2 protein-coding genes and 1 pseudogene are annotated in these 3,099 nt (G+C 42.3%); all 3 read right to left on the reverse strand.

All coding sequences use genetic code 11. The features are described from left to right. Nucleotides 1-85: 85 nt before the first annotated feature. Nucleotides 86-844: an SDR family NAD(P)-dependent oxidoreductase gene (locus tag BLT18_RS17780; protein ID WP_091277096.1), complete on the reverse strand. Its 759-nt coding sequence runs from the start codon at nucleotides 842-844 to the stop codon at nucleotides 86-88. A gap of 945 nt (nucleotides 845-1,789) precedes the next feature. Then, nucleotides 1,790-2,530 carry an acyl-CoA dehydrogenase family protein gene (locus tag BLT18_RS17785; RefSeq protein ID WP_245705319.1) on the reverse strand — a complete coding sequence of 247 codons (741 nt, stop codon included), beginning with the start codon at nucleotides 2,528-2,530 and terminating at the stop codon, nucleotides 1,790-1,792. A gap of 96 nt (nucleotides 2,531-2,626) precedes the next feature. Beyond that, nucleotides 2,627-2,914 (reverse strand): annotated as a pseudogene (locus tag BLT18_RS18720) (acyl-CoA dehydrogenase family protein); the annotation flags it as partial. Nucleotides 2,915-3,099: the final 185 nt, after the last annotated feature.

A 3,099-nucleotide genomic window follows, 5' to 3' on the forward strand; every position in this document is an offset into this window, starting at 1 on the left:
GACTCAAAGGTCATGAAAACTCGTAGTGGACTTGGTACTTGTGGTGTATCATGCTTTATTTCTCCCATTGCATCTCATCTCCTTATTATCTCATTAATAATCCGCCATTTATGTCTAGAGTAGCTCCAGTAACATAACTTGCACTGTCAGAAGCTAAGTAAGACACCATATCTGCTACTTCCTCTGCTTTTCCAAACCGTTTGACCGGAATGCCTGTTTTCATATTCTCTAATTTGTCCGGATCCATCTTCTCCATTTCCGGTGTCTCGATTGCAGCTGGAGATACCGCGTTAACGGTTATACCATAGTCAGAAAGAGAACGCGCAAACACTTTCGTCAAAGCTAGTTGACCCGCTTTCGACGCACAGTAATGAGCGCCTGAAGTAAGCGGACCCGCCTGTCCTCCAAATGAAGACATATTAATAATACGGCCTTGTTTTTGCTTTTTCATGATTTCTAAGACGGCTTGAGAAAAGAAGAAAGTACCGCCAAGATTAATAGATAAAATTGCATTCCATTCATCCGCCGTTACATCCTCTAGAGCGGTTTCTTTACGGACTCCGGCATTATTGACTAGTACGTCTATTCTGCCCCAGGCACCCATCGTTTTCTCTACGCCTTGTTGAATCGCTTCGACATCAGAAACATCGATGTTAAGCAGCATAAAGCGATCTTCTGTAACATCTTTTAATATTTTCGATTTTCTCAATTCATTCAATTGAGCGTCATTGTTGTCAATAAAAACTACGTTCATATCATCAGTTAATAATTTGTCAGCAATGGCAAGTCCAAGTCCTTGGGCTGCCCCGGTAACAATTGCTACCTTCCTGCTCTTTGTATTCATACCGTCTCCCCCCTTACTGCTTAATTTTAGATACGCTGGTACCTGTTTAACTCATTAGAACTAGATACAGCTGTTTTAGCTGCCTCTCTCTTGAACAGCTTGTAAAAAAACGTTTACATTATTTCTGATAGCACTATCTGCTCCACTTTTTCCGAGAAATAGAAACGGCCCTATCTGTTTATCATAAAACATACCCTTTACTCGGCTAGTTACAATATAACGATCCCTCCTTTAATTACGAACTCAATAAAATAATAACTAATAGTTATATCAAATGACTTGATACGATAACCAGCAAGTTTAAATATTAAAAATATTCACATCTAAAGATTCATTACTGTTTGTTTCAACTGTGTTCAATCACCTAAATAATCATCTGCCATTAATACCAGCTTTTACACCACTAGATGAAAGCATAGGCATACTCACTCATGTACCAATAAATTATATTATATTTTAAAAAATCAAACAATAAAAAGTTTCTTAATGAGAAACAAGTATATATTTTGTAATAAAAACAAAATCTAATAACCAGTCTTTTTACAAAGGTTTTCTGTATTATCTTTAATATCCACTTCCTTTCATAAACTAAAAGAAACTATATAATTTCTTTATATGAAACATTACCGATATGTAATGAACTCCCTATATTAACTTCGTTATACATTCTTTCAGCTCATAAAAAGAAAGGATGAAACTGATATGCATGCTCATGCCTCTATCTACATCAGTTTTGGTCGTATTGAAAAACCTCCTGATAAAAGAGACACTAGGCGTCTTCTGCCTCCACAGCGTTTCCTTCTTCACAATGTAACCTGAGAGGTTGGAGGTTATGCGGACGGGAAAACACCTCCTAAAGGAACACCCCATCCACACACCCGGCGTATCACGACTAATTCCGACAGCCAGATCCTTAAGCCCAACACAACGAAGCACGAAAAAGCATTAGATGTACCCACGCATCGGAGGTACGCCCAGGAACACTGATCCAGCTCCGTCATACATGCTTTCATTAAGAAATGCGTGCTGAGTCACGACCATTGCATCGCGCAGATAGCGCTGCAGCGGATGCCCATCGTATATCGCCTTGGTGCCAGCAAGCAAGTAGGCCGACTGAACAACTTGCGCACCTTCACGAGCAGCTTGAGCAGCTGCTAGACGGAGGTTACTTGTTTGGTCAGCAGATACACCGTCACCTTTTAGAATGGACTCCCACGCAGATTCCGTTGTCTCATAAAAGAAAGCGCGTGCCGACCGTAGAGATGCTTCTGCTTTTGCTAGGGAAATTCTCAAATAAGCACGTTCTGCCATTTTCGGCGCCCCAGTAATAGAGCTGGCACCAGCCATCTTGGAAATTTCATCAAGAGCTGCACGGGCTATGCCAAGATTAACTACCGCTAGCACCTGTGCTGCATAAGCGATGGATGGATACTGATAGATAGGTTCTTCAACCGAAGGGACACCACCGCGTACAAAAGTCCATTCATCAGAGACGAAAGCATCTTTTACTTGCAGGTCATGACTGCCAGTTCCACGCATTCCGATTACTTCCCAATTCTCGACAATTTCCACGTCCTCAGGTTTAAGCACAGCCGTAAGTGGTTTACCGTCTTCTCCAGATCCAATGCCAACTCCGAGGATATCGGCACCCATGCAGCCACTCGCGAACTTCCAGAGACCGTTCACACGCCAGCCGCCCTCGACCTTCTCTGCGGGCTGAACTGGAAACAAACCTCCCGCAAAAGCTATATCCGGCCCGTTTTCATAAAGTTTTTTTAGGGTTTCTTTCGGCAAGGCCGCTAGATAGAGTGCCGCAGATCCAAAGCTTGCCACCCAACCAGTCGAACCGTCAGCCTCTGAGATGGACTCGATCAGCTTAAGAAATTCCGAAGGCGAAAGTGCATCTCCACCAAAGCATCGAGGCGCGTGAGCTCGATAGACGCCGATTTGTTTTAATTGGTCCACCATATCACGAGGTACGTGCCGTTTTGTTTCAAATTCATCCCGTCGGTTGCGAATGTCAGTCAATACATGATCCAGCAGACTCTGATTTTGCACCTTCACAGACATAATATTCTTTCCTCCCTATTTTTATATAATTTGATGTATTTAGCATTACGTAACCTTAACTATTGTGGTTACATGTTCTTCCATACAATACGGTTATTGTTTTTCTAATAAAAAGAACGGACGGCCGATTGATGCATCCAGACGAAAATAGCGGTCTAATCCTGCAGCACGGAAAGAGTGCAGCA

Source organism: Alteribacillus persepolensis, assembly GCF_900099605.1.
GTDB classification, from domain to species: domain Bacteria; phylum Bacillota; class Bacilli; order Bacillales; family Marinococcaceae; genus Alteribacillus; species Alteribacillus persepolensis.

Excerpts from the sequence above, each read along its gene's own strand:
- BLT18_RS17780 (WP_091277096.1), bottom strand. The coding sequence starts at position 844 with ATGAATACAAAGAGCAGGAAGGTAGCAATTGTTACCGGGGCAGCCCAA.